The following is a 26,285-nucleotide window of genomic DNA, read 5'->3' as shown; positions in this document are numbered from 1 at the left end:
ATTATTTAAAAAGCCATCGGATATCCCGGTGGCTTTTTAAATTCTATTGATCTTTTGTTAGTACAAAAGTAGCTCCATTTTGTTGAAAAGTCATTTGTTTCTTTTCAACATCAAAAGTTCCAGTGATACCTGCAGATTCTAGGGTAAACACATTCGCTTTTACAGGTTCAAGCGGAAAGGCTGACTGTCCTGTTGCCTGGCCGTAAAGAATACCATCTTTCTTAGTGATCGCAATTTTAAAAGGTAATTTATCTGTTGAATAGATGCCTAAGTATTGATCGAGGTCTTCTGGTTTAACAGAAAATATATTAGCATACGAAGGGATAGTGTAAGGCTTATTAAACGCTATACTAAGCACGCCGATTGTCACATTGTTCATTAGGGTGTTTACTCCATTTGCGGTAATAGCAATTGCAGTTTTGTCTGTTGGATAATATGCAAGTACCGATTGGAAACCGTCTATTCCTCCATTATGTCCATAACCTTGTCGTTCATAAAAAGGTATTACAAACATTGCCATCCCATAATTTCCTTGCAGAGTTTTCATTTGCGTAAGGCTCTCTTGACTAATCAGCTTGCCGTTAAACAAGGCATCTATAAACTTTACCAGATCTGAAGGGGTGGAAACCAGAGCTCCGGCACCACAAGGAATGCTCATATCTGTCTCTGAATCTGGTGTCCAGCTACCAATCCATTTATAAGAATTGGCCTCCTTATTTGAAGGGTTGATTTTACCTCCATAATAGGTGTCTTTTAGTCCTATTTTATTTGTTATTCTTGCTTTCAAAGCTGCAGCATAGGTTTTCTTATCAAGTTTTTCGATAATAAAGCCTAGCAGTACGTAATTGGTGTTACTATATTCGTGTTTGCTTCCCGGCTCAAAGACAGAGGCATGTTGAAACTTAGCCAGTAGTTCTTCCTGACTTACCTTTTGTGCCAGAGTAGCAACGTAACCCGGATCGTTGGTGAAATTAAATAGTCCACTACTATGGTTCAATAGATTCGCAATCGTAATTTTCTCAGCATTGGGTAATTGAGGGAAATAGGTAGACAAAGATGTTGTAAGGCTAAGTTTACCTTCCTGAATCAATTGAAAGATCATTGTTCCGGTAAACATTTTGGTGATAGATCCAATTCGATATTTTGTTTGTGGGGTAGCGGCTATAGGTTTGGCACTGCTACGGTCAGCATCACCAATTGCTTTACTATAAACAAGCTTACCATCATGCATTACCGCAAGGCTCAACATCGCTTTATTGTTTTTTTCAAGAGTATTGAGTAAGCTATCGAGCTTTGTTTTATTGAGAGGGGGCGAAGCTGTTTGAGCACAAGAGCTAAAGGCAATAAAGAATAGAAGGGATAAGAAAGCTGTTGTTTTTTGCATATTGGATTAGAATATTAGAATAGCAAGATACAGAAAATTGATTTCTTTTAAATGGTCAAAATTAAGACTCTAAATGCTTTAGGGATTTATACTTCACTCTTTTACGTGCTTCCATAAATTCCTTTTTAACACTTTAAACTTGTTGTTCTTGAATGTATAAAAATCTGGCCCCTGATTCCACGTCTCTATTCCTCGGTCATAATATAATACTTTATAATCAACCCTAACGGTATCACCATACGTGGTAAGTGTTATGTACTTATACTCAGAGAAAGATGATGCGCCACTAGGTCTTTGATAACAATCTTGCTTTAAAATAGCTGTTGCGACCTTATCCTGTGGAAAGTACTTTTTGATTAAAAATTTATGCTTATCTGATCCTTGTTTGCCAAGACCAAGGTTACTAGTTAAGTCACAATTTACACCATTGCACATAGTGCCGTTCATAGCGGAGTAAAATGCTGCCAATGCTATTAATGGTTCATTTAATCTCTTAATCTCATTTTTATTAACAATACCAGGTACATTCTTAGTTTGTGTATAAATCCTATAAACAATACGCTTACTTGTTGAATTGTAATGCTTAATTGGGATTTTTGTGTTGTCTGCGTTTTTGATGAAACTTGATGTATGCTCGGAAGGCAAAGCTCTTAATGATAGTGTAATTAAGAGAAGAAGTAATATAAGTTTCATTGGATATATAGCTAGTGTGTTGAGTTCTTCTTATTAGCAATGAAAAATTGGCTTTTTAGGCTTGCTATTTAATCCTCTCTAATGTATACCTCGTCATAAATTGTAGACCCGCCTACAGTGCCAACTGTATGAAGCTTGTCACCCTCAACCGTCAATGCGTAGTTCACTTTCATGGTTTCAAACCCTTTAAAAGCTGCATATTCAGTAAGCTCTTCATATTTTCCATTAACAAGAGTATAGTGTCCGCCTGCAACCGAAGTAGCCAATTTCTTATTGTCATAATCCTTGATCTTCTTCTCAATAATTACAACAAATGTTTTAGGAGTTAGTATTTTTCGCTGGAATACCGTACTGCTATCACCCATGAATACTTCGCCGTTATCGTAAGTGACTTTCTGTGAAATGAGTTTCCAAGTCCCAATATGATCCTTGTTCGCAGATTTCTTCGCATTAATTGATTTTAAGGAAGTTTTCTTAACAGCTACTGTCGTTTTCTTTTTTGTTTGAGCAAAAGTACTGGCTGATACACAAGCGCACAGCAATGCGCAAATAATTAGTGTTCTTTTCATGGAGTGGTTTATTTATTTGGTTATAACTAATATAAGAAACATTTCATATCTATATTGATTCAAATTCTCTCCGATTTGTTAGCTTTGAGGTTTAAAAATAGAAAACAAATGAATCATTGGTTAGTAAAATCAGAGCCTTTTAAATACAGCTGGGAAAAATTTAACAAAGACGGCAGAACCTTTTGGGATGGTGTACGCAACTATCAGGCGCGTAATAACCTGAAAGAGATGAAAGAAGGCGATCTGGTTTTATTCTATCACAGTAATGAAGGTAAAAATGTAGTCGGCATAGCAAAAGTGGTAAGGGAGTTTTATCAGGATCCAACTACCGACGATGCTAACTGGGTTGTAGTAGATCTTGCGCCGGTTGAAGCATTAAAAAATCCAGTAAGCCTGGAGCAAATTAAAGCAGAAGAAAGCCTAAAAGATGTTTCCTTAGTTAGACAAGGCAGATTGTCTGTGATGCCCCTTAAAGCAGAAGAATTTGATAAAATACTAGAAATGGGAAGCTAAAACAAATAGCTAACATAGAGGAACTAAAGTCAATGTACCCCAGAATAAGGTTCTGCTCTTACATATTTCTTAGTTAAGAGCAGGCCTACACTCATAATCAAGCTCGAACCCAACACCACCACAAACAAGAAAGACGTCCCTATTTCAGGAATTTTAAGCGCATGAGGCAAGTTAAAGTACAGTAAAATACTAATCAACCCTCTCGGGGCAATAAAACTCTCAGCACCGCTGTTTTCCCTTCTAAATATTTTAAGGTATATAACCCTAATCACAAAGATAGAGGCGAGCATAATCAACCCATTCACAATAACAATTTGATCATTCAATTGATAAATGTTCATTGTAAAACCGAATATCACAAAGAAAAACGTTCTTAAAATAAAAGCACTTTCAGCCGATAACTGATGTAGCTGAGTTAAGTCGGTGGCTAAGTTCTTGTAAATAAATTTACTCCTGAACCACGCATATTTAATGGTATCCGCATTGTTCAAAAACAAGCCAAAAGAAAGTATTAAAACAAGGGCCGACAAATGATACGACTGCCCAATCGCATACACCATTATCAATATAGAGATGATCAGGAAGAACTTAATGTGATGCGCTATTTTCCCCATAATATACAACAGCACAATGCAGGAAATAGCCGATAACACAACTATCAATATCGTATTTAACCCCAATCCTGTAAACGAAGAGGTAGAAATATGAGGATTAGAAATAGCAAAGTTAAATAGTATAATTCCCAGAATATCAGAAAACGAAGACTCATAAATAATGAACTCTTTGCCCTTTTTTGATAACGCTGCGGCAGATGGAATGGCTATAGCAGAGCTGACTACACTAAAAGGAATAGCATTGCTAAAGCAGGTGTAAAGATCACGACCGGTAATCTCGTATATAATAAAGGTGATCACAGAAACCGAGGCAACCAGTATTACCAGAGCCGATAGAAATGCACCTTTAATAATTTTATTCTTATCCCGATCATACTTCAGTTCAAGCGAACCCTCAAAAACGATCATGATTAAACCCACAGTACCGAGGGCAGGTAAGATCTTTAGAAAATCAAAAGTTTCAATCTTAAGATTATCTACAAGTACGCGTAGACCTATTCCTAAAATCAGTAGCAATAGTACAGAAGGCAATTTAGTTTTACTGGCAACAAGGTCAAACAAATAAGAGAAGATGACCAGTCCGCTTAAAATAATCAGTGTAGTGTAGGTCGTCATTTTTCCTATTTATTTCATAACAGCATTCCCGCTGTTATTGTTTACTCCTTAAAAAATAGGGCTTTCAATTCAATAGCATCATTCGGCAACATTTTACCACTCAATATTAAACGCAATTGTCTTCTTCTTAAAGCCCCGGCAAATAATTCAATTTCTTCCTCAGTTTCAGGTTTTAATTCCGGAACAGGGATCGTTCTTCCACTCTGGTCAACAGCTACAAAAGTATAGTAGGCTTCGTTAGATTTTACCCTACTTCCCGAAGGGATATTTTCAGCCCATACATCAAGTCTTACCTCTACAGAAGTATTAAATGAACGGGTAACCTTGGCTTCAATAGTAATTACATCACCGAGTTTTATGGGTTGTTTAAATGATACATTATCCACAGACGCGGTAACCACAATTCTATTGCAATGTTTTTGAGCCGATATTGCCGCTGCAATATCCATCCAATGCAATAATCTTCCACCCATTAAATTATTAAGGGTGTTGGTATCGTTGGGTAAAACCAATTCATTCATTATGGTGAAGGAATCCTTCGGATTTTTAGCTTTTGTACTCATCTCAGCACAAAAGTAATCAAAATTCAACATACATCACTTTTACCAGATAAAAGCAGTAAGCCCCAAGCCAAAAGTAATGTGGTCAAACCGTGTTCTCGATTTTCCCGTAGGAAGCTCATTATAAACAGGATTGCCATCACCATTAAACCCCTGTAACACATTGAAATTAAACTTATGAGCGGAGTTAAAATAAGTGCCATACGCTTTAATGGCAACATTCGGTCCCACTCTTTTTTGTACGCCTACACCAGTAGTCCAGCTCAACGCAACTTTGGGCTTGTACACCAAAACAGGTACTTCTGGTCTATCATATTCCTCAGTATATTCATCTTTAAGCTGTATAATCACATTACCTTTGCTTCCAGATGAGATGCCGGTATTAATTTTTGCAGTTATAAACCAGTTATTCGGCAACGGATAACTAAAAAAAGGCCCTGCGTTTAAATATCTAACACCAAGTGCCTGAGTAAATATATCCTCGCTTATTTCTGTTAAATAATCGTCTAGTTCCAAACGATTTGGATGAACAGGAAAACTGGTAAAAGCAAACTCACCGCCTAAGCCGAAATGTTTATTTAAAAAATAAGCCCCTTCAAAACCGAAGTTAAACCCTTTCTTGGCATAAAAGCTCTTAGAATCTGGTCCTAAATCTCTACTTGTAGCCAGCGCATAACCCAGATGCACCTCTATAAAGCTTGGGTTACTGTTAATCGGAATAGAATTGTTTTTTAATGGAGCTTTGATACCCTGTCTTTTAAAAATCTTATCTGCTACCAGATAGCCGAGCTCTGTAGACAGAATCCCGATACCCGCTCCGGCAAGCATATCACCTACCCAATGCCTGTTATTTAGTCCTCTGCCAAGCCCGGTGGCAGTTGCCATTGCATAACCGCCTACACCAAGTAGGGGATAGCCCTCTTGTCCATATTCCTTATCCAAAACTGCTGCATTCATAAAAGCCATGGCAGTATGCCCCGAAGGAAAAGAATTTCGAGTACTTGCATCAGGCCTTTCTATCCTGGCAGTGTGCTTTATCCCATTAACAATAGCTCCCATAATCCCAATAGAAAAAGCATATGAAACAAACGCCCGTTTCGGACTGCTTCTACCTTTTACGTTAAAGGCTTTCAGAGCCAAAGTAGTTGCCGCAGGTGCGTATTGTAAGTAATCATCGTAATGATAACGGAAATCTGGAATGTATCGGTTTCTTACTTCTCTAATTTCAGCTCTATAAGGCCAACTAATGGCAGTAGCCCCAAACATAATGGCTGGAACTGTTGTTTTCTGAACAAGGTTGTTTTGCCAAAAAGAATTAACAGGTGCTGGTTTTAAAACTGTGTCTGCATATTGAGCGTTAGCCGAGGTAGCCGTCAAACCAAAAAAACAGGTTAGTAAAGTAAAACTGATTTTGTATCTTAGGTATATGTTGTTTTTCGGTATTTTCGCTTTCATTAATCCCTTAATAAATAGTTGTCTGGCGCAAATAAATATAGCAATGCTAAAAGAATTTGCCAATTATTTAATTAATAATTATTCGCCGTTATTGTAGCAGCATGAAAAATCAAACGCTGATACAATATTTTCACTGGTATTATCAAGAAGATGTTAAGCTATGGGCGCGGGTAGCCGAAAAAGTATCCACACTTGTTGATTTAGGAATTACAGGCGTCTGGCTGCCACCTGCTTACAAAGCAACCTCAGGTGATACCTCTGTAGGTTACGATTGTTATGACCTCTTTGACCTTGGCGAATTTGATCAGAAAGACTGCATCGCCACCAGGTACGGAACCAAAGAAGAATACATAAATGCAATCAGCACCTTAAAAGCCAATGGTATAGCTACAATTGCCGATGTGGTACTTAACCATAAAGCCGGAGGAGATGAGCTTGAGAAAATAAAAGTGCGCAAAGTAGATCCTCAAAACCGTAAAGAATTCATTTCGCCGGTTATAGAAATTGAGGCATGGACTAAATTTACCTTTCCCGGCCGAAAAGAAAAGTACTCAAGTTTTATATGGGATTACCACTGTTTCAGCGGCCTCGATTTTGCAGCTAATTTAAAAGAAGGAGGGATCTTTTCCATACAAAATGAATTTGGCGAAGGTTGGGAGGATGTACCTTCTAAAGAACATGGCAACTACGATTACCTGATGTTTAACGATATAGAATCAAGAAATCCGGCAGTAAGACAAGAGCTAAAGGAATGGGGCGAATGGTATTACAATACCTGTGGGATGGATGGTTTTAGGATGGATGCAGTAAAGCACATTTCCCATAAATTTTTAAATGAGTGGATAGACCACATGAAGAACACCCTTAAAAGAGAGTTCTTTATAGTAGCCGAAAATTGGGTGGTTGATAATGTAGAAGACCTTGAAACGTACATTGAACTTACCGAAGGCCGGATGCAACTCTTCGATTCTGTGTTGCACCACAATTTATATGTTGCCAGTCAGGAACATGAAATCTACGACCTCAGCAAAATTTTCGAAGGAACCTTAACAGAATTAAAGCCATGTTTATCAGTCACATTTGTTGATAACCACGATTCTCAACCTTTGCAGGCACTAGAGTCATATGTAGAGGCTTGGTTTCGTCCATTAGCATATGCACTTATCCTTTTACGTGAGCAGGGGATGCCCTGCATGTTCTATCCCGATCTTTATGGCAGTTCCTATAAAGACAAAGACCAGAATGGCAATGAAGTAGAGATAGAACTCTCCGCAGTATTTGAACTGCCTAAGTTATGCGTTGCCCGTAAAAACCTTTCCTATGGCATTCAGCGCGACTATCTGGATCATCCAACTTGCATCGGATGGACGCGAGAAGGCATAGATGAGTACCCTCATTCCGGCATTGCTGTATTGATGAGCAACAGTGGCCCAGGCATTAAAAACATGGAAATGGGACTTAAACATGCCAACAAAACCTTTATAGATGAGCTTGGCAATATAACCGAACCTACGGTAGTAAATAAAGATGGATGGGCAACATTTCTATGTGCCGAGAAAAGTGTTTCTGTGTGGGTACTAAAGCCCGATTAAAGCCAGATTAAGACTTACTTAACGTTTTACGTTGCCAACGTTCGAATAGCCTATTAATTCTTCCCAGCGCATGCCCGGTTTTTTATAATAAGCAAATACCTGATAGGTATTTAAAGTTTCAAAGAATGAGCCCTCAAAAACTGTCTGATCAATTTTTCCTGTATCCTTATTTAACCAAACATATTTGTAGTCGTAAAGCCCTTGTTTAAGCAATATGTTTCCATAAAAGCGCTTGCGCGACGAGTCATAGTTAAGCTTGCTGGCATCGTTTAAAACATAATTGTTAAAACGGCCAACAACATAAGCATCACCATTTGGGGTAGGAGGCACGGCATTTAAAGTGAAAAGAACATTCGCGTAATCACCCTCAGTTGGATCATCGCTACCTTCCTTATTTCTGATAAAGAAATTACCATTTTCATCAACCAAATTGCTGTATTTAGCTTTACTGGTATTGATGTCCTGAAAAAGAACAACATTAGTGGTAGAGTCTTTAATTATATCCTGCACGTTGTCGCCTTTGTAGCGCAAGCTGCGGATATCAAACTTTCTAAACTCATTGCCTGCAGGAAAATCATTACTGTTTATTTCATTGTAAGCCAATGAACCCGGCTTAATAAAGTTTGGTTTTGTGTTTACAATTGTCGTCTGCGGATTTCCGTTTTGCATCACTATCGCTTTCAAATCTGTATACGGGTTCTGAATTGGCGATTGGTGTAAAATAGTGAAGTTAACTTTTTGATTGCTAAAACGAAGCGATACCTGCGAACTGGCCACCACATCTACAGCGATATTGGCCGTGTTATTTACAACATAAAACTGCTGAGAAATAACCGGTTTCTGCTGATTGCCCTCTTCATAAACCTTTAAAATATAGTTGCCCGAAATTTTAGGTTTAATCTGACTGTTCGGTAAAGTTAATTGGTAATGGGTGTACTTTTGGATAGTCCCAAAAGAGTATTTAAAATCACTGATCCTGTCCTCAGTTAAGGTTTCCAGATAATCAATGGTTGATAAGCGAGATGATTTCCAGTCCGAAGTGCAATGCTCAACTGTGTACCAGTAGTTTTTGCTGCCAGCATTCAGGTCGTCAAATGAAAACACTAAGAATTCGGCTGATTTTAAAGTAATTACCGGTAAGGATTGTTCTTTTTGCGAGTTGTAACACTGTACCGTTTTTATTTGAGGTTGGTACACTTTGTTCTCATATACAAATTGCTGATTTTGAGCAACAGCAATTTGTATACTTAACAATAGCAAAAAAAATAATCCTGCGGGTTTTATCATTTACTTTCTAATTCCATTATGTCAGAAGCCAGGTCTTCCCATGTATTTTGGGCCGTATCTAACTTATGTTTGGCAGCTAGATATCTCTTATTTGCTTCGGCAAGTTTGCCTGCATCCGAATAAACTGCCTCATCAGCAAGCTCAGCCTCAACAGCTTTAACGTCTGATTCAAAAGAAGCAACCTCAACCTCAATCTTTTTCAATTGATCGTTTAGCTTTTTAAGCTGTTGCACAGTGTTTGGCGCAGCAGGCTGTTTTTGTTCAATTGCTTTTTTAACCTCTTTTACCTCTTTGTCAGGTCTAACAGGAATGTCAGTAGGTTTTGCAGGAGGTCTTTTGCTGTTCCACTCTTCGTATTCAGCATAAGTTCCAGGGTACTCTTTAATGTCTTTATCCTCAATGAACCAGATTTTATTGGCAACATTATCTAAGAAATACCTATCGTGAGATACTGCAATAAAAGTACCTTCATACTGTTGTAGAGCCTGAATAAGGATATTTACAGATTGTATGTCAAGGTGATTCGTCGGCTCATCCAGAATCAGGAAGTTAGAGTCAGTTGTTAGCGATTTAGCCAAAGCAACCCTCGATTTTTCACCTCCAGATAATACACGGATTTTCTTAAACACATCATCACCAGTGAAAAGGAAACATCCCAATATACCTCGTAATTCTGTGTCAGTATGTTTAGGCGCAAAAGCCTGTAACTCTTCAAGAATGCTGTTTCCAAGGTGTAACGACTCCAATTGATGCTGCGCAAAAAATGTAGTAGTAACGTTATGACCAGTTTCACATCTACCTGTAAAGCCTTCAGCCTCAGCAATAATTCTTAATAAGGTCGATTTACCTTTACCGTTAGCACCGATCAAAGCAATTTTATCACCTTTCTCAATGATACCTTCAGCATTTTCAAGAATATCCACATTAGGGTAGCTCTTTGTAGCACCTTCAATTGTAACTACGTGACGGCCTGATGGTTTAGAGAACTTAAACTGGAAGTTTACAGTAGGGTTGTCATCATCAACATCCTCTACGCGTTCCATTTTATCCAAAGCTTTCATCCTCGACTGAGCCATTTTAGCTTTAGAAGCCTTCGCTCTAAAACGCTCAATTAAGCGCTCTTCCTGCTTAATTTTAGCCTGTTGATTTTTGAATTCTCCTTTTTGAATTTCACCACGCAATGCTTTTTCTTCAAGGTAGAAACTGTAATTTCCAGCATAAGAAGTTAACTTTCCTTTGCGAGATTCAACAGTTTTGTTCACCACCTTATCTAAAAAGTACCTGTCGTGAGATACAATTACAATAGCACCTTCAAAAGTTAAAAGGTAAGTCTCTAACCATTTAATAGACGGTAAGTCCATGTGGTTGGTAGGCTCATCCAGTAACAAAATATCAGGAGTTTGCAATAGAATTTTAGCAAGCATAACACGCATACGCCAACCTCCAGAGAAGGTATTTAGCGGCCTTAACTGATCCTGAGTACTAAAACCCAAACCGGCTAGAATCTCGTTAGCTCTATATTCTATATTATACCCGTCTAAAGCTTCAAATTCCTGTTGCTTATCGCTCAGTTTATTTAAAACTTCTTCAGAATAATCTGTTTCTATTTTTTTAAGTAGTTCTTCAATCTCATCGTGCAATTGGTTTTGGCGTTCAAAAGCCTCCATTGCAACGTGTAATATGCTATGGTGAGAATCGTAAGAAAGCAAATCCTGGTTTAAGTAACCTATCTTTAAGTCTTTAGACATAGAAATAGTACCCGAAGAAGGAGCATACTCACCTACTATTATTTTTAAAAGTGTAGATTTTCCTGTTCCATTGGCACCAATTAGCCCAACTCGGTCTCCCGGTTTAATGTGCCAATTAGCCTCGTCATATAAAGCTCTGGAGCCTATCAGGAATGTTAAGTCGTTTATCGAAATCATGTGGCTGCAAAAATACAAACAAATTCCTATCTTCGTCCCATGTACCGTTTAATTAAGCCTATATTTTTTCAATTTGATCCCGAAAAAGTCCATTATTTCGTCGTTAAGCGATTGAAATGGTTTCATGATCACTTCCCGCTTGGTCAAACTATCCTTAGAGGGAGCTTTGATGTTAACATTAAGGGACTTGAGCGTGAAGTTTTTGGTATTAAATTTAAAAATCCTGTAGGTCTTGCGGCAGGTTTTGATAAAAACGGAGAGTACATAGAAGCGTTAAGCGATTTAGGTTTTGGCTTTATAGAAGTTGGAACAGTTACACCTTTGCCTCAGCCGGGTAATGATAAACCAAGGATGTTCCGCTTGCAAGACGATGACGCAATTATCAATCGAATGGGCTTTAACAACAAAGGTGTAGATACCCTTGCTGAAAGACTTAGATTGTTAAAAAGCAAAAACAGCGACATCGTTGTTGGCGGTAACATCGGTAAAAACAAAAATACCCCTAATGAGGACGCACTTAGCGATTATCTAAAATGTTTCGACCGTTTATTCGACGTAGTCGATTATTTTGTAGTAAACGTAAGTTCTCCAAATACGCCAGGGTTGAGAGCATTGCAAGAGAAAGAACCATTGATGGAGCTGTTGAATACTTTACAGCAACGCAATAGTAAAAATAACATCAGCAGGCCAATCCTGCTTAAAATAGCTCCAGACTTGACTAATGAACAGCTCGACGATATTGTCGAGATTGTAATGACGACAGGCATCGCAGGAGTTATTGCTACTAACACAACTATTGATAGGAGTACTTTGCAAAGCCCAGAGCCACTTAGAAGTGAAATGGGGGGCTTAAGCGGTAAGCCACTAACCAATCGTTCTGTTGAGGTGGTAAGGTATTTGTATACTAAATCAAACAAGGCATTTCCAATCATTGGTGTAGGAGGGATTCATTCTCCTAAAGATGCGCAAGCTATGCTTGATGCAGGTGCTTCATTAGTTCAGCTGTATACCGGTTTCATTTATGAAGGCCCGGGACTGATCAAAAGAATCTGTAAAGAGCTGGTTCGGAAACATTAAAATATTTCGTGGAATAACAGGAGTTTGAAGCCAATTGGTTTGTGGCTAGACTGCCTCGTGCCTTCAGTTTCGAACTGCTTCATGGTGAGTCCGTGTTTTTGGCGGTAATACATGGACTCACCATGGACTTACCATGGACTCAACATGGACTTGCACCAAAGGCTGGTCGAACGAATTATCGGAAACTAAGGGCATAAAAAAACACCTTTGAGTATCAAAGGTGTTTTAATTTCTTTTAGAAAAGACTTACTTATGCGTTAGTAGTAAGTTTTAGTAAAACAGCGTTGTTTTTAGCTAACTGATCTTTTGTAGATTGACGTGAACGGCTACCTAATTCGATGTTAGTAGCAAGCTTTAAGTTCTTCACATCCAACTTAGCGAAAGTTTTATTTCTTCTGTCTTTTCTTTTTAATCTTGTAACTGCCATGTTAATCTTTTTTATTTATTATAAACTTGAGGTCGAGAGCGGATTCGAACCGCTGTAGGAGGTTTTGCAGACCTCTGCCTAGCCACTCGGCCACTCGACCCTACTGATTTTCAGGTTGCAAAAATAGTAAATAATACTTAGGATGCAATTTATTTCTAAAAATTTCTGCAAATATCTGCACAAAGAATTGCCGCCGATATCGCAACGTTCAATGACTCAGCGCCTCCCACTCTCGGAATAGTTACCGGATTTGTAATCAGATTTATTATCTCAGGTGAGATACCTTGCCCTTCGTTGCCTAAAATTACAATTCCTTCCTTCCCCCATTTTGTTTCATAAAGGCTGGTTCCGTTAAGAACTGCACCAAAAACAGGTACTTTTATGTCTTTCAAAAGTGTAGGAAGGTCTTCGTAATAAACATTTACTCTGCTCAATGAACCCATTGTAGCCTGCACTGTTTTTGGGTTATAAATTTCGACAGTGTTATTAGAACATACAATTTGTTTAAAACCAAACCAGTCGGCTGTACGAATAATTGTACCAAGGTTGCCTGGGTCTTGAACTCCATCAAGCACTAAAGAAAACGAACCTTTTAAACTACTGATATCCAAACTATGGCTTTTTGGAATATGTACCAGTGCAAGTACACCTTGCGGCGTTTGTAAAGTACTAATCTTATCCAGTTCCGCGTTGTTTACTTCAAATAACTTTATATTTGCAGGCAAATTGGGCAGTAAAGACTGATATTGAGCCAGATAATAAATACTATGTATCTGATATGAAGATTCAATAAATTCTACAATAGATTTTATACCTTCAATAATAAATATCCCATTTTCTTTACGGTACTTTTTTTGATGTAACGATTTTATAAAACCTATCTGAGATTTTGAAAGCATACTATAATAATAAAGCGAATGTCCAATTTCATGCAATATTACTATTTATTCTTGTTTTTGTTACGGGATGCTCTTCAACAAAATATATTGCAGACGATCAGGCTATCGTTAAAAATGTAGAAATTGATAGCATAAACAAAGCTTTTGAAGAAGAAGCATTCAACTATATTCAAAAAGATATCAGACCAACATCAACAATAGGTATCAATGTGATCATCTATAACATGTTCAATACCAAAGATGGTCGTTATAAAACTTCAAACATAAGGCCACTTGGTACACCGCCTCCGATTTTGGACAGTACATTGGTTGAGATTTCGCGTAGTCAGATAGAAAAGTTTCTGATGAGTAAAGGCTATTTTATGGCTAAGGTGAAATCTGAGGTAAAAGTGAAAAATAAAAGGGCAGAAGTTTTTTTTAAGGCCGACCCCGGACCTGTTTTTTATGTCAACAAAATAAAGGTTGATATTCCTGATTCAAGCATTAAAAAGTTTTACATGGATAGTAGAGCTACTCAGACCTATTTGAGAGAGGGAATGAGATATGATGATGATTCTTTGGCGCATGAGCGGGATCGTATTTACACTGTGATGAAGGGGAAAGGCTATTTTGATTTCGTAAGACCTTATGTAAAGTATGAAGTCGATTCGAATTTAAATTCCAGTAAAGCCAACGTTACTTTGCTTATTGATAATCCGAGTGATAATCCTAAGCATGAGCAATATTACATTGGTGAGGCCAACGTAATTATTGCGCCTAATTCTGATGGTTTTCCTGATACGCTTACCATGAACGACAAAATGATCAGAGGTTTAAGGTATACTGATCTATCTAAAAAGTTCAGGAGAAACCCTATAGTTAGGTATAATTTTCTGCACAGTGGTGATATGTACAGCATAGATAATGAGAATCTTACCTATGATAGAATGTATGAGCTTAACGTTTTTAAAAATGTTAAGATAGATTATAACCGGCCAAAAGACAGCCTAAATAAAGTATATCCGGTTATTCAGTTGATTCCTCAAAAACTAATGAGCAACCGTGTAGAGGGTGAGGTTCCTTTTAATGCTGGTACAGTTGGTTTTACCTTATCAAACACTTATACCAATAACAATCTGTTCCGCGGTGCAGAGAGATTCGAGTTTCAGGTTAAAGGTGGGCTGCAGTCTAGAATTGGACAAGGGAACTCGCTATTTCGCGATATTTATCAGCGTGATTTCTCTATTAGTGCTAACCTTACTGTTCCAAGACTAATGTTGCCGCTTATTACTGCCAGACCCGGCAGAAGAGGTGGGATGCCTCATACCATATTCTCTACCAGTTATGTGTATGCACAGCAAAAAAGTTTTTTTGAGCGGCATGTATTTCTAAGTTCCTTAACTTATGAGTTTGTGGAGTCGAAATCTAAATATCACTCTGTTACACCTTTAAACTTTGAGTACAGGTTTGGTGGGCTTCTTTTTGATAGAAATGATCCTAACAATCAGACTGAGTTACTTAAGAATTTTTACAATCTTTTGCTTTTAAACAGAAAGGACATTACCCTCGGTATTAAATACACCTACTCCCTAAATGCGGATAAATTGTTGTCGAACGAGAGCTTTATCTATTTTAGAGGAAGTATGGATATGGCCGGTAATATGTTGCAATTGGCCAGCAAGATTGCGGGTGTAAAATCTAACCCTAAAGATAGTGTGTATGCTAAAATATTCGACTTGCCATTTAATCAGTATATGCGGCCAGAGGCAGATTTACGTTGGTATAAAGGCCTTGGAGGTGATAAACAGTTTGTTGCTCGTATAAATAGCGGGATTAGCTATGCTTATGGTAACTCTTTGGCTATTCCGTTCGAGAAATTGTTTTTTGCAGGTGGGTCAAGCGGAATCAGGGCGTGGCAGGCAAGAACATTAGGCCCGGGAAATTATGATAGAGGAAAAGAATTAACTTCTGATACTGCCAGGAGAGCATTATACGGACTAGATCAACTTGGGGAGCTACATATTGAGGCAAACCTGGAGTACCGATATAAATTGCTAAACAAATTCTTTGGTGCCAAATTAAAGGGGGCTATATTTTTAGATGCGGGTAACGTTTGGAACGTTTCTAATACGGGTGTTAAGTCAACATATTTCGACTTCAAAAAACTGGGTAGCCAGATTGCATTGGGTACAGGCATGGGTTTCAGGTACGATGTACAATACTTTGTATTTAGGTTTGATATAGGTTTAAAACTTAAAGATCCTCAGTTTGAAGGTTCGGAACAATGGATGTTTAAACGCTTCTTTACCGGTAATAAGAAGTTTAAAGACGACTACTACCTAACCCATAGTCCGGATAGGTACCGCTTTGTGCAATACAATTTTGGTATAGGAATGCCTTTTTAAGTCCTCTGATTAAAACAATCGCTTTAAGCCATCAAATATAGTTTCGAAGAAAGTTGAGAGGTTTAAGCCATTGCTATGGTTAAAATAGATAAAGATTAATAGGATAATCACAGCGGCTATAATGAATTTTCTGAATGCAAAGGCTAAAAAGACAATCAGGGCAGGGAACAATACAAGCCACATGCTGTTAATCACATAAGGAGTTAAGGTGCCATCCTTTTTATAAACATACAGCAGCTTGCTGTGTGTGCCTTTATCGTTTTGATGTTTAATGTATACAAAGGCAGATTTCTCCAATTGTAATGGAAGCACACCAACACCACCGTTAAATTTAATCTCTTGCGTAAAACCACTCACTGTAAAGGTGTAAGTGCCATTGATTTTTTCTATTGGAACATCTAAAGAGTCGGCCGCTATAATGGCAAGTTTGCTGTTCTTAAGCAGGCTTTCTTTAACAAGAAAGTTATTGATGTCTGAATTTTGAGCGAAGCCCGAAACAGATATTACTAACAGCAAAACCAACAGATATACTCTTCTCATTCTATAGATCGTTTATTGTAAATCAGATACCCCAAATGTAGTAAAACCCCGTTTCTTTTTATTGGATCGTCGTATAAATTGTAACTAAGGCTTATTGGGCCAACAGGGGTGTGGTATACCAGGCCTGCAGTAGCGGCATATTGCCATCTGGTAAGCGGTTTCATGCGGTCCACTGCCTGGAAACCTATTTTTTCAAACTTCTGGTACGGCAAAAATACATAGCCTTCAACCCTTAAATCAAGGTTTCTTTTAATGCTGTATACATTTTTGATGCCGCCTGCAAAGTAACTTGTGGCCCTGAAGTTCTCTAAAAATACCGATCTGCTGTCCTGAAGTGGATAAAATGCAGGAGACGCAAGTATGGTTGAGTAATAGTTTGAAAACAATGGCTGGTTGGAAATTACAGCTTCTAATAGGTAAGCTAAAGAGTATTTAGGTTTAGTAAGGAAGTAGTTCTCATCGCTAACTTTTAAGTTAAACCATTGCCTGTATTTCCTATCGACCTTAGTTTTGTCGGCTGTAAACACAGGGGATATAAGGTTGCCATCGGTAAAGTCGCTATCCGTAATATTGCCGGGGGTAAAGCTCTCTCTACCTGCAAAATAATTAAGGCTTAATAAAAAGTTACGCCCTTTGCTGGCGTATTGCTTGCGATTAAAAGTATACTGTTCAAAAGCAAACGTAGATTTGGATGCATTAAATATGGTTTTATCTAACCGATTGCCGACCTCAAATGTATTGTTCGGACTATATCCATCGTAATTGTTAATAAACGAGGTGCTCAGCGTTACCTTGGCATTGCGGTTTAGTGGAAAACCAATCTTTAAATCTACTTTTCTGTCTGTTTGCTCAATATAAGTAGGATGAGGGTTTTCGATAAAAATGGAACTGGTTTTGTAATAATCGAAGTGATTATAAGTCATTTCCATGGCAAGGAACAAGGGGAGCCTTGATGGGAAATCGACTCTGCCACTAACTTGCAACGACTCGTAAAAACGTCCGGAATATAGGTTTGTGCCGAAGGTATACGATTTCCGGTCCAGGTAATTGTACTGCATACCTAAAAACACATTGCTGATTGGTCTTGAAGCTATATTTCCACCGAAATCTATTTTAAAGCTCTTTTGAGGTTTGGCTACAATTTCAAAGTTGTAACTGTCGGATATTGGGTTATAGGTTATTTTGGGGTAAATAGTTTCAAAGGTTTCGTCGGCAACCAGTTTATAATAGCCTTGTTTAATGTCTTCAAGGTTAAAAGTATTTTGGTCTCTTTTAAAAAGACGTTCGATATATTTTTTCTGTTGGTCATTTACGCCTGAAACGGTGATACTACTAAAAACAAGGTTAGGTTTTTTATTATTGAACTGAGTTCTTTTAATCATCAGATCTCCGGTGGTTACCCTGCGGCTTATCTTTTTCTTGATCTGCTCCATGTCAGCCATTGTTGCATCGTAACCTTGTTTTATTAGTGCTGCTACAGGATTAAAATTGGTTACAGAATATCCCCTTAGATTTGGCTGAATGTAAATGCCATTGGGGCCAATAAGCGTAGAATCTGATTTAGATAGGAACATGAAAACCATGAGGCGATTCATTAAACGCTCATCATTATTTTTAGGATATTCATTAAAGTTTTTTGAGGATACGTTAGAGCCAATGATGATGTCAGGATTAAAACTCTCCTTCATTACATCGGCTGGGAAGTTGTTGTACAAACCACCATCAAATACGTATTTGTCGTCTAGTTTTATTGGTCGGTAAATAAGTGGGACAGTCATCGTGGCTCTTACGGCTTCGGTTAAACTGCCTTTTTTTACGGTAATGCTGTTTTGCGATAACACATCAGAAACCATGCAACGGTATGGGACAAACAGATTGTCGAAGTTGTCTTTAGCTATAGCCGATGCCTGTGAAAACAGTTCTAACAGTGCAAAATTTAATGGGATATCATTAACCAGATTAGACCTGAAATTTATCCTTAAGTTAGAATCTACAGAAAGCTTGGCGGTAATTACCGAAGGGTTAATGCTTTTCTTTTGAAAGAAAAAGGTGTAATCGCTGTTGTATTTTCCGGTTACCCAATCTTGAAAATCGCTGCTTAATGCTATTTTTTCTATTTGTGTGGGCGAATAGCCTGCAGCATACATGGCACCAACAATTCCCCCCATAGAGGTTCCGGTAATGTAATCTATCGGAATGTTGTTTTCTTCGAGTGCTTTTAATATCCCGATATGGGCTAGTCCTTTTGCACCACCACCACTTAATACTAAGCCTACTTTTTGCGCATTTACATTTAATGCACCTATAAATAGAATCAGTAAGAGTAATCTTTTTATAAGCATAGCATTCTAAAAATAAGAGTTTTATTTCATAATGCCGATCTTATTATCAGTTTAACGAGAATATGCTGTAGGTTAAAAGTGTAGCGAAACTAACCCATAAAATATATGGAATGAATAACAAGCCTGCAGTTTTATCAATTTTATAGAATACTCTGGCATTTATAATGATTGCAGTAAGAAGGGCTACAACTTCAATAAGTGCAATGCCGAGTTCATGTGCATAAAAGAACAGGAACGACCACATTAAATTTAAAATAAGCTGTATAAAGTATAATGCAATGGTACGTGGGAAATGCTCAACTTCCTTTCTTTTTAGCCAAACCAAATAGGCCGAAATTCCCATTAGAATGAAAAGGGTAGTCCATACCGGAGGAAATAGCCAGTTTGGTGGATTAAAAGAGGGCTTGGCTAATGTTACATACCAGGTTTTTACAGATTGAGCTGTAAACCATGCGCCGATAGCACCGATTGCTAAAGGAATAGCGATATTAATAATAAAGGCGAATGGTTTAAATCTCATGTTTCTGTACAATTTGTGTGCAATGTTACAAGTTAATTTTGTTTAACAACAATGATCCAGCCTTTGTTTTTTGTAACCAGTATTTCGTCGGTTGCCGAAAAGGTTCTAGTGGGTTGAAAGTTTTTAACCTCAGGAGCAGTAATCGTTGCCTTTGCAGGATCAATTCCTAATGCTTTCCAATCTATGTTTAGTTTTATTTTGGTATCTTCTTTAGCCCAACTTGCAAGCGCTATTAGTACACTGTTGTCTTTCTTGTAAATGGTGGCAATTACATCTGGGTTATTGGTTTTAACAGGATTGTTTTCTACCCAATAGCCGATCATTTTAGTGCCTTGCATACCAAAGTCATCCCAAGCTTTCCATATTGCACGCGGATCTGCGCCGTCGCTCCATGGCATACGGTTAGTCATGCCATAAACCATTCCTCGCCATGCGTTACCGCCGTCCTGTAGCATTTCGCCCATTAAACCGAAAGGTATGCCCGATGATTCTGTTAAAAAGAAATCAGGACTGCTTTTCTCGTAGTCGAAATACTCTCCAAACCACAAGCGGTTTAGGTAAGGGAAATGCTCCATGTACAGGTTTGCACTGTTGTTAAAACCATCGCTTTTGTTGTACTGGTTTGCCGAGTGAAGGTCAATAATGCCTGGGTGCCCATTTTGAGTAAGCACACTTTTTACGCGTTTCATGGTTGTTCTGTCGAAGGCAACATCATCAAGGTATAGGCCATCGATGCCAACGTTATTAACCAACCAGTTCATGCCTTCAACGTAGTAGTTATGCCAGCGGCTCATTCCACTATTCACTACGGCTGCATCTTTAATTTCCGGAACATACCATGCCGCGATGTAATCGTCGCCAAGGTGTTCTTGCAACCATGAATAACCGCCACCTTTTCCTGGCGAGTAAATCTCGTGACCTAAGCTGCGCAATGGGAATGTTTCGTAAGCGCTGTTAGATAATTCGCGAACAGTATTGTATATTTTTACCTTAAGCCCTTTTGAATGCGCTTCGTCAATATAGCTTTTCATTTCCTTATGGGCAATGAATGGGTAGTTGATGAATGGGTTAATAGGGGTGGCGTGGTGTATATTTATTAGTGTTGCACCTGTTGCTTTAATGGTATCCAGGTTGTTGTACTTGTGATAAAAGCGGTTGCTCCACTGGAAATCAGTATTGATAGGATGGAAAGGGGTAATCAACAACGTGAAGTTGTAATATAAGGTGTCGCCTTTTTTCATTAGGCGTTCTCCGCTGTAGTTGTCGGCCAATATAGACTGTCCTTTTTTAGCGATTTTAATACCGCCTTTACCATAGTTACCCCACGATGTTGGCAATAATAATGGCTTCTGTAAGTAGAAGTTGGTATTTAAAGGACGGACATAGTGGTTGTCTCTTAATGAATATTGCACACCTGCATTCACATCACCAATCCATGCGCCATCTTGGTTTTTGTTGGCCACGTCCCATTTCCAGTTCAAAGAATCTGGTCTGTAACCGCCTTTTTGACCAAGGCCCATCATGTATTTTGCAGCCTGAGGGCTGAAAGGAAAGTGCAGACTGATATTGTCTAGTTTTATATCATTTACGGCGATGAACTTAACGGTGTAGGATACAAAACCATCAAACTCAAGAGCCGCATTTACCTCCATATTTAAACTATCAGATGTGCTTTTTGCAGTCCATTTTGCAATACCAGCTTGTTTATCTGTAAAGGCAATTTCGGGAGTATTAAACTTGATGTCTTTATGGTTTGATCTGGTTACATGAAAATGAACCGGTTCTACTAGGATGTTTTTAGGCGTAGCAGATAGTTCAGTCATTTCTGGCGTAAAAAAGGTTTGGATCTGAGCAGGTAAACCATCCTGATTTATAGTAAACTGTCGGCCTAGTAAAGCAATGGTTTTATCTTTTATAACCAGAGGGATGTAAGGTGCGATAACCTCGTTTTTCTCTGCCATGGTGGAGTTTAACCACTTTAAGCGAGTTTGTTTTTGAGGTTCATTTATACCTCCGTCAGCTAAAACTGTGTTGTTTACCGTTAATGAAATTTGAATGGTTGTACTGGCCGATCCTTTGGTAGTAGTGGTCACCGTACCTGTATATGTACCTGCATTAATGTCTTTTGGAATATCTGCAAGTATCCACAGCGCCTGAACTTTGTTCTTGGCTACGTTTACTGTTTTATGTAATGGACTGCCATCCCAGTTAACGCCATCGGTGTTTAAGCAAGAAAATGCTTTTGCAGAAATGGCTTTGCCTGTTTTACTTTTTAGATCGCTAAAAACAACTTTAACATCACTTAAGTCTTTTTTAACCGGGTATATGCCAAGCTGATAGGTGTAGTTTTCTCCTTTTGAAGCAGTTCCTGAGAAGTTGTTTTTAAGCCCTTTGGTAATCCATTGTTGTGGCAGATCGTTCTGCATCTTTATAGGATTAAGCCTGTCTTCTGTAAAAACGAAATAGTCCTTTTGAGGATGTTGTTTAATCAGGGCCTTAGTTTCTGCTGCAGTGGCAATCACTTCCATAGGGTAAAAACTGCTCATGGCATTAATGGCCTCTATGCGTACAAGCTTAGCCGGGATAGCATTAACTGTCGATTTTGGCCACTGACTAACTGTTGCTTTTCTATACTCCGCATTTGGGTAATTCGAACGACCTTCTACCTGGTAAGGCATGTAGTAAAGGTAATAGGTGCCCGGGCCTGATGTTGGCTCAAAATAAACTGTGCCTTGTTCTCTGTTAATGTTTAGAGCTTTTACGTTTGCGATTTTGCTGTTTGTTTTGGCATCAACAACCCAGATGTCCTTAAGCTCTGGATGGGTATCTCTCCGTCTCCATTCGATAGTTGCCTTGGCTACATTCCCTGCTCCACCTACCGTTAGGACAGCCCTGTGGTTCCCTAAAGAATCCGGGTTCCAACTGTCGTTTGCGATACCATATTTGATTTGTTGAGCGCTAACTCCTGTAAATAGGAATAAGATGAAAATGACTACTAAAGATGGTTTCATTGTTATTTTTAGATTTAGAGGTAAAAGTAACCATTCTGTAAATAGACTGGTAAAGGACTTATATGTTATTTGTTAGTAGTAGTTTTTTTGAGCCGATTGCAGAATTTCCTACGTAAAACGTCTTTTTTTTAAAATAAAAGATGGAAGTTTGTTTTCTTGAATAATTTAAGTTTAAATGAGCAATAAAAAAGGATTTACCACTACCATACTTCATTCAGACCGTCTTTTGAAGCCAGAATTCGGTGCATTACATCAACCTGTTCATAACGCAGTAACCTGGGGATACGATGATGTCCAGGGATTAGTAAATGTATTTCAAAACAAAACAAAGGGCTATGCTTACTCTCGTCAGGGTAACCCAACTACTACCGCACTTGAGCACAAAGTAACTCAAATGGAACAAGGCCTGGCATCTGTCTCTTTTTCGACCGGAATGGCCGCTATTTCTTCAACTATTCTTGCTTTAATGAAAGCAGGGGATCATATTATTGCCAGTTCATATCTGTTCGGTAATACCAGAAGTATTATGCAGACTTATATGGATTTGGGTCTGGATATCTCTTTTGTTGATGCAACAGATGTTCAGAATATTAAAAATGCCTATCAGGAAAACACTAAAATGGTATTTGTAGAAACCATTGCAAACCCTGCTACTCAGGTTGCAGATCTTGGTGCTATAGGTGATTTTTGTGAGGACAAAAAATTAATCTATGTAGTAGATAACACCATGACCTCTCCTTATTTGTTCCGTCCGGTTGCAGTAAAGGCGAGCCTTGTTATCAACTCTTTAACTAAATATATTGGCGGTCATGGTAATGCATTAGGTGGAAGTGTAACTGATACCGGCTTATTTAACTGGCTTAACTTCCCGAACATTGCGCCAATAATCCGCGAGCAAATCCGTCCGGAAATGCAAGGTTTAACGCAGATCAGAAAAAGAGGACTACGTGATGGCGGTGGTACACTTGCCCCTGAAGCAGCACACAGTATTTCTGTAGGTGCTGAAACCATTGCTTTAAGGCTAGAGCGCGCTTGTAGTAATGCTGCTGCACTTGCCGAATTCCTTGATAAGCATCCTTTAATTAGCAAAGTTTATTACCCTGGATTGAAGAGCCACCCTCAGCATGAGCTTGCTTCTGATTTATTCCTTCGTTATGGCGGATTAATGAGTTTCGCACTTGTTGATGGTATCGATTGCTTTAAATTCTTGAATGAACTTCAATTGGTGATCAAATCAAGTAATCTTGGTGATACCCGTACACTTGCCATTCCAGTTGCTCATACCATATTCTTTGAGTTAGGTAAGGAAAGACGCGATGAAATGGGAATCCCTGATTCTATGGTGAGGTTGTCGGTAGGTATCGAAGATATTGAAGACCTTCTTGGAGATTTCAGCGCTGCTTTTGCCGCTGTTTCTAATTAATAAGCTGATATATAATGAACAAAATACTAGCATGCTTGTGTTTAAGCATATTCATTTGTTTTGCAGCGACTGCACAACAAAATAAGATTTCAGGAACAGTTAAAGACGCTAAAGGAGTTCCTGTTGTTGCCGTAACGGTACAAGTGTTAAATACAAACCTAAGTACGGTTACAGATTTAAAGGGTTCGTTTGAAATTGTGAATGTTCCTTCGCGTAAATTGAACTTAAGATTTACAGCTGTAGGTTATGCTGCGGTAAATAAACTCGTAGCCGATTACAACAAGAACCTTGATGTTACTTTAGAAGATGCTGACTTGAGGTTGGATGAAGTGATTGTTTCTGCACAAAAAACTGAAGAAAATGTTCAGAACATTCCTGCCAGTATATCAGTTTTATCATCAACAAAAGTTAGCAATTACAGGATTCAGAATACTAGAGACTTAACAGCTATCGTTCCAAATCTTTATAGCAGTAATCCCGGCGACGGAAGAAATGTAACCTCCATCAGAGGGATTGGTACAACTTCTTACGATCCAGCGGTAGCCACTTATATTGATGGTGTAAACCAGTTTGGCTTGGATACTTATATCGCTTCATTGTTTGATGTGGAAAGGATAGAAGTATTGCGTGGTCCTCAGGGTACACTATACGGAAGAAATGCGATGGGCGGTGTAATTAACATCATCACCAAACAACCTACAAATTATACAACCGGTTTTGCAGGTGTTGATGTTGGTAACTATGGTCAGCAACGTTACAGCGCAGGCATCAGAACCGCATTAATTAAGGATAAGCTATTTTTTGGTGCAGCAGGCTTGGTTAATAGACAAAGTGGGTTTTATACCAATGAGTTTAATAATTCTAAATTTGACCGTTTGCATGGATACTTAGGTAATTATTACCTGAAATTTCAAGGCAGCTCAAAGTTTGCTTTAACTTTAAATGTTAAACATAACGAGAACCGTAATGATGGGACTTTTCCATTAGCAACCTCTGTTGGCGATGCATTAAGTAATCCTTTTAAAGTAAATCAGAATGCTTTAACCACCATGTTCGACAACCTGTTTAATGTGTCTTTATCTGCAAATTACGCTGGCGAGGATTTCAATTTTACTTCGCAAAGTGCATATCAGTCTAATTATAGATATTATAATATGCCGATAGATGGTGATTTCTCTCCGATAGATGGTATCACGGTTATTAACAACTACGGTAAAGATTGGAACAAAATACAGGTTTTAACGCAAGAGTTTAAATTCAGCTCGCCTTCATCATCAGATTCGAGGCTTAAGTGGGTAGGTGGTGTGTATGGGTTTTACCAACATAACCCTGTAAAACAGGGGACGTTTTTTGGCGAAGATGGTGAAGCTGTAGGTGCACCTGTTCCAAATCTTTTGAGTGTTAGTGTTAATAGAGGTAAAAGCTTTGGATTAGCGGCTTATGGACAAGTTACCTATGCTATTACAGATCAGTTATTGGCTACGGCAGGTTTGCGTTTCGATTATGAGCATAAAAAACAAAGTGTAGTAGGAGAGTTAGTGGTGCCGGGTGAGGATGCTATGATTTTTCCAAAAGATACCACTGGTAAAGCTAATTTTAATGCATTATCACCAAAAGTGAGCCTTGCTTACTCGTTTACAGCCGATCATAATCTTTATGCAACTTACAGCAGAGGTTTCCGCGCTGGTGGACTTACACAATTGGTTTCTGATCCAGATATAAAACCTTTGGTTGCTTATAAACCTGAGTACAGTAATAATATAGAGGTAGGATCTAAAAACACCTTTTTCAATCAGCGTTTAAGTATTAATGTTGCCGCTTTTTACGTGAAGTTAACAGATGCGCAGACCCCTGTGTTAGTCTTGCCAGATGCAATAACAGTGACCAGAAATGCCGGAAAATTAAGTAGTAAGGGTATTGAAGTTGAGCTTTCGGCCAAACCAGTTAAAGGATTAAGTGTTGATTATAACTTCGGCTATACTGATGCAAAATATAAATCGCTGAGCTTGCCAGTAGACAAGCAGACTGTAAATTTTGATGGTAATAAGCAGGTTTTTACACCTGACTTAACTTCAATGTTTGCTTTGCAATACAGCTATCAGATTGAAGGCCTTAATGAGCTGAATTTAATTGCACGTGGTGAGTGGGCATTTGTTGGGGATCAATTTTTCGATCTTCAGAACAGATTTGAGCAAAGGGGCTATCATTTGTTTAATGCTAAAGTTGGTGTTACTAACAAAAGATTTGATGTGTTCTTTTGGGGAAGAAACCTGACCAATAAAACATATGTAGATTATGTTTATGATTTCGGTGCTGCCCATTTGGGTAATCCAAAAACATATGGGATTTCATTAATCGGTAGATTTTAAGAAATATACTTATAGCTATAAAGGAGCCCAGGCATTTTTCCTGGGCTTTTTTTGTTGCTTAAAATCTTGTCATCATCATGGCTAAG

The 26,285-nt window shown here is 38.4% G+C and carries 20 protein-coding genes and 1 tRNA gene; 6 read left to right on the top strand and 15 right to left on the bottom strand.

From position 1 onward, the window contains the following. Positions 1-43: 43 nt before the first annotated feature. The 3 genes from J1905_RS20690 to J1905_RS20680 all read right to left on the bottom strand — a co-directional run bounded on the left by J1905_RS20690 (position 44) and on the right by J1905_RS20680 (position 2,646). A complete protein-coding gene (locus J1905_RS20690; RefSeq protein WP_214229125.1) occupies positions 44-1,384 on the bottom strand; it encodes a serine hydrolase domain-containing protein in 1,341 nt (446 codons plus the stop codon). Between the two features lie 93 nt (positions 1,385-1,477). Next, on the bottom strand, positions 1,478-2,077 hold the full coding sequence (locus tag J1905_RS20685; protein ID WP_214229124.1) for a hypothetical protein: 600 nt from the start codon (positions 2,075-2,077) through the stop codon (positions 1,478-1,480). 68 nt (positions 2,078-2,145) lie between these two features. After that, the gene (locus J1905_RS20680) at positions 2,146-2,646 is read right to left on the bottom strand and encodes a hypothetical protein (protein WP_214229123.1); all 501 of its coding nucleotides are present in this window, start codon (positions 2,644-2,646) and stop codon (positions 2,146-2,148) included. Positions 2,647-2,754: 108 nt separating this feature from the next. On the opposite strand from J1905_RS20680, the gene J1905_RS20675 reads away from it, so the two are divergent. Further along, the gene (locus J1905_RS20675; protein WP_108206730.1) at positions 2,755-3,159 is read left to right on the top strand and encodes an EVE domain-containing protein; all 405 of its coding nucleotides are present in this window, start codon (positions 2,755-2,757) and stop codon (positions 3,157-3,159) included. A gap of 29 nt (positions 3,160-3,188) precedes the next feature. Here J1905_RS20675 and J1905_RS20670 read toward each other — a convergent pair whose 3' ends face one another. From J1905_RS20670 to J1905_RS20660, 3 genes are read right to left on the bottom strand one after another with little or no spacing between them, the layout of a single operon-like run. Next, a complete protein-coding gene (locus J1905_RS20670; protein WP_214229122.1) occupies positions 3,189-4,388 on the bottom strand; it encodes a cation:proton antiporter in 1,200 nt (399 codons plus the stop codon). A gap of 41 nt (positions 4,389-4,429) precedes the next feature. After that, on the bottom strand, positions 4,430-4,951 hold the full coding sequence (locus tag J1905_RS20665; protein ID WP_108206728.1) for an acyl-CoA thioesterase: 522 nt from the start codon (positions 4,949-4,951) through the stop codon (positions 4,430-4,432). A gap of 39 nt (positions 4,952-4,990) precedes the next feature. Beyond that, positions 4,991-6,403: a phosphatase PAP2 family protein gene (locus J1905_RS20660; protein WP_214229121.1), complete on the bottom strand. Its 1,413-nt coding sequence runs from the start codon at positions 6,401-6,403 to the stop codon at positions 4,991-4,993. 101 nt (positions 6,404-6,504) lie between these two features. Between J1905_RS20660 and J1905_RS20655 the strand changes: the two genes are divergently transcribed. After that, positions 6,505-7,995, top strand: a complete 1,491-nt coding sequence (locus J1905_RS20655; RefSeq protein ID WP_214229120.1) for an alpha-amylase — start codon at positions 6,505-6,507, stop codon at positions 7,993-7,995. Positions 7,996-8,013: 18 nt separating this feature from the next. Here the strand turns inward: J1905_RS20655 and J1905_RS20650 are convergent, their stop codons facing one another. Together J1905_RS20650 and J1905_RS20645 are read right to left on the bottom strand one after the other, a co-directional pair. Beyond that, entirely contained in the window at positions 8,014-9,282 is a 1,269-nt protein-coding gene (locus tag J1905_RS20650) for a type IX secretion system plug protein (RefSeq protein ID WP_214229119.1), read from the bottom strand. Beyond that, a complete protein-coding gene (locus J1905_RS20645) occupies positions 9,279-11,207 on the bottom strand; it encodes an ABC-F family ATP-binding cassette domain-containing protein (RefSeq protein ID WP_214229118.1) in 1,929 nt (642 codons plus the stop codon). Before J1905_RS20645 ends, J1905_RS20650 begins: the two co-directional genes overlap by 4 nt. Before the next feature lie 39 nt (positions 11,208-11,246). On the opposite strand from J1905_RS20645, the gene J1905_RS20640 reads away from it, so the two are divergent. Beyond that, positions 11,247-12,284, top strand: coding sequence for a quinone-dependent dihydroorotate dehydrogenase (locus tag J1905_RS20640; RefSeq protein WP_214229117.1), 1,038 nt, complete (start codon positions 11,247-11,249; stop codon positions 12,282-12,284). Between the two features lie 250 nt (positions 12,285-12,534). On the opposite strand, the gene J1905_RS20635 is transcribed toward J1905_RS20640, so the two are convergent. The 3 genes from J1905_RS20635 to J1905_RS20625 form a co-directional block, all read right to left on the bottom strand. After that, positions 12,535-12,711: a spore protein gene (locus tag J1905_RS20635; RefSeq protein WP_214229116.1), complete on the bottom strand. Its 177-nt coding sequence runs from the start codon at positions 12,709-12,711 to the stop codon at positions 12,535-12,537. Positions 12,712-12,740: 29 nt separating this feature from the next. Next, positions 12,741-12,811 (bottom strand) — tRNA-Cys (locus J1905_RS20630). A 55-nt stretch (positions 12,812-12,866) separates the two neighbouring features. Then, complete coding sequence (locus tag J1905_RS20625; RefSeq protein ID WP_214229115.1) at positions 12,867-13,610, bottom strand: TrmH family RNA methyltransferase; 744 nt, start codon at positions 13,608-13,610, stop codon at positions 12,867-12,869. On the opposite strand from J1905_RS20625, the gene tamL reads away from it, so the two are divergent. Further along, positions 13,601-15,994, top strand: coding sequence for a translocation and assembly module lipoprotein TamL (gene tamL, locus J1905_RS20620; RefSeq protein ID WP_214229114.1), 2,394 nt, complete (start codon positions 13,601-13,603; stop codon positions 15,992-15,994). The genes J1905_RS20625 and tamL overlap by 10 nt on opposite strands. A gap of 9 nt (positions 15,995-16,003) precedes the next feature. On the opposite strand, the gene J1905_RS20615 is transcribed toward tamL, so the two are convergent. From J1905_RS20615 to J1905_RS20600, 4 genes are read right to left on the bottom strand one after another with little or no spacing between them, the layout of a single operon-like run. After that, positions 16,004-16,534 carry a hypothetical protein gene (locus J1905_RS20615; protein WP_214229113.1) on the bottom strand — a complete coding sequence of 177 codons (531 nt, stop codon included), beginning with the start codon at positions 16,532-16,534 and terminating at the stop codon, positions 16,004-16,006. Continuing rightward, positions 16,531-18,876 (bottom strand): patatin-like phospholipase family protein, encoded by a 2,346-nt coding sequence (locus tag J1905_RS20610; protein ID WP_214229112.1) that lies wholly within the window; start codon positions 18,874-18,876, stop codon positions 16,531-16,533. The genes J1905_RS20615 and J1905_RS20610 overlap by 4 nt, the downstream gene beginning before the upstream one ends. 46 nt (positions 18,877-18,922) lie before the next feature. Beyond that, positions 18,923-19,396: a TspO/MBR family protein gene (locus J1905_RS20605; RefSeq protein ID WP_214229111.1), complete on the bottom strand. Its 474-nt coding sequence runs from the start codon at positions 19,394-19,396 to the stop codon at positions 18,923-18,925. 32 nt (positions 19,397-19,428) lie between these two features. After that, positions 19,429-22,407: a glycoside hydrolase domain-containing protein gene (locus tag J1905_RS20600; RefSeq protein WP_250318160.1), complete on the bottom strand. Its 2,979-nt coding sequence runs from the start codon at positions 22,405-22,407 to the stop codon at positions 19,429-19,431. Positions 22,408-22,582: 175 nt separating this feature from the next. Here J1905_RS20600 and J1905_RS20595 point away from each other — a divergent pair, with 175 nt between their 5' ends. Both J1905_RS20595 and J1905_RS20590 read left to right on the top strand, forming a co-directional pair. Next, positions 22,583-23,830: a cystathionine gamma-synthase family protein gene (locus J1905_RS20595; protein ID WP_214229110.1), complete on the top strand. Its 1,248-nt coding sequence runs from the start codon at positions 22,583-22,585 to the stop codon at positions 23,828-23,830. Positions 23,831-23,844: 14 nt separating this feature from the next. Further along, positions 23,845-26,199: a TonB-dependent receptor gene (locus tag J1905_RS20590; RefSeq protein ID WP_214229109.1), complete on the top strand. Its 2,355-nt coding sequence runs from the start codon at positions 23,845-23,847 to the stop codon at positions 26,197-26,199. Positions 26,200-26,285 lie beyond the last annotated feature (86 nt).

This window comes from Pedobacter sp. B4-66 (genome assembly GCF_018492665.1).
Lineage (GTDB): Bacteria > Bacteroidota > Bacteroidia > Sphingobacteriales > Sphingobacteriaceae > Pedobacter.
This window is presented reverse-complemented; position numbering and strand designations above follow the sequence as displayed.

Excerpts from the sequence above, each read along its gene's own strand:
- J1905_RS20640 (WP_214229117.1), top strand. The coding sequence starts at position 11,247 with ATGTACCGTTTAATTAAGCCTATATTTTTTCAATTTGATCCCGAAAAA.
- J1905_RS20610 (WP_214229112.1), bottom strand. The coding sequence starts at position 18,876 with ATGCTTATAAAAAGATTACTCTTACTGATTCTATTTATAGGTGCATTA.
- J1905_RS20665 (WP_108206728.1), bottom strand. The coding sequence starts at position 4,951 with ATGAGTACAAAAGCTAAAAATCCGAAGGATTCCTTCACCATAATGAAT.
- J1905_RS20635 (WP_214229116.1), bottom strand. The coding sequence starts at position 12,711 with ATGGCAGTTACAAGATTAAAAAGAAAAGACAGAAGAAATAAAACTTTC.
- J1905_RS20675 (WP_108206730.1), top strand. The coding sequence starts at position 2,755 with ATGAATCATTGGTTAGTAAAATCAGAGCCTTTTAAATACAGCTGGGAA.
- J1905_RS20595 (WP_214229110.1), top strand. The coding sequence starts at position 22,583 with ATGAGCAATAAAAAAGGATTTACCACTACCATACTTCATTCAGACCGT.
- J1905_RS20660 (WP_214229121.1), bottom strand. The coding sequence starts at position 6,403 with ATGAAAGCGAAAATACCGAAAAACAACATATACCTAAGATACAAAATC.
- J1905_RS20605 (WP_214229111.1), bottom strand. The coding sequence starts at position 19,396 with ATGAGATTTAAACCATTCGCCTTTATTATTAATATCGCTATTCCTTTA.
- J1905_RS20590 (WP_214229109.1), top strand. The coding sequence starts at position 23,845 with ATGAACAAAATACTAGCATGCTTGTGTTTAAGCATATTCATTTGTTTT.
- J1905_RS20645 (WP_214229118.1), bottom strand. The coding sequence starts at position 11,207 with ATGATTTCGATAAACGACTTAACATTCCTGATAGGCTCCAGAGCTTTA.
- J1905_RS20685 (WP_214229124.1), bottom strand. The coding sequence starts at position 2,077 with ATGAAACTTATATTACTTCTTCTCTTAATTACACTATCATTAAGAGCT.
- J1905_RS20655 (WP_214229120.1), top strand. The coding sequence starts at position 6,505 with ATGAAAAATCAAACGCTGATACAATATTTTCACTGGTATTATCAAGAA.
- J1905_RS20680 (WP_214229123.1), bottom strand. The coding sequence starts at position 2,646 with ATGAAAAGAACACTAATTATTTGCGCATTGCTGTGCGCTTGTGTATCA.
- J1905_RS20615 (WP_214229113.1), bottom strand. The coding sequence starts at position 16,534 with ATGAGAAGAGTATATCTGTTGGTTTTGCTGTTAGTAATATCTGTTTCG.
- J1905_RS20670 (WP_214229122.1), bottom strand. The coding sequence starts at position 4,388 with ATGACGACCTACACTACACTGATTATTTTAAGCGGACTGGTCATCTTC.
- J1905_RS20625 (WP_214229115.1), bottom strand. The coding sequence starts at position 13,610 with ATGCTTTCAAAATCTCAGATAGGTTTTATAAAATCGTTACATCAAAAA.
- J1905_RS20600 (WP_250318160.1), bottom strand. The coding sequence starts at position 22,407 with ATGAAACCATCTTTAGTAGTCATTTTCATCTTATTCCTATTTACAGGA.
- J1905_RS20690 (WP_214229125.1), bottom strand. The coding sequence starts at position 1,384 with ATGCAAAAAACAACAGCTTTCTTATCCCTTCTATTCTTTATTGCCTTT.
- J1905_RS20650 (WP_214229119.1), bottom strand. The coding sequence starts at position 9,282 with ATGATAAAACCCGCAGGATTATTTTTTTTGCTATTGTTAAGTATACAA.